Here is a 555-nt window from a genome sequence, read left to right as displayed (position 1 = left end):
TGGGCGCGGACATCGAACAGGTGCGCCGCGGCATCGGCGCGGACCCGCGCATCGGCTACCACTTCATCTACCCGGGCGCCGGCTACGGCGGCTCGTGCTTCCCCAAGGACGTGCAGGCGCTGGAGCGCACCGCGCGCACGGTGGACTACGACGCGAAGCTGCTCGGTGCGGTGGAGGCGGTCAACCAGGCGCAGAAGGGCAAGCTGTTCGAGCTGATCGAGCGGCACTACTGCGGCGCGCTCGAGGGCAAGACCGTCGCGCTGTGGGGCCTGGCGTTCAAGCCGAACACCGACGACATGCGCGAGGCCTCCAGCCGGCGGCTGATGGAGCAGTTGTGGGCGGCCGGCGCGACGGTGCGGGCGTTCGATCCGGAGGCGCGTGCTGAGACCAGGCGCATCTACGGCGAGCGTGCGGATCTGGTGCTGTGTGAGGACGCGTACGAGGCGCTGGAGGGCGCCGACGTGCTGGCGATCGTGACCGAATGGAAGGCGTTCCGCGCGCCGGACTTCACACGCATCCGGGACACGCTCAAGGAGCCGGCGATCTTCGACGGGC

Annotated in this window: 1 protein-coding gene; it reads left to right on the top strand. The window is 70.3% G+C overall.

Going from position 1 to position 555, the window contains the following annotated elements; all coding sequences use genetic code 11:
* Positions 1–555, top strand: a 555-nt coding sequence (locus AAIL17_RS18215) for a UDP binding domain-containing protein (RefSeq protein WP_424684242.1), incomplete at both ends; no start/stop codon positions are given.

It is taken from the genome of Frateuria sp. YIM B11624 (assembly GCF_049727805.1).
In the GTDB taxonomy this organism is placed as follows: Bacteria; Pseudomonadota; Gammaproteobacteria; order Xanthomonadales; family Rhodanobacteraceae; genus Frateuria_A.
Note: the sequence above shows the minus strand (reverse complement) of the source record. Positions and strands in the feature narration are given on the sequence as shown.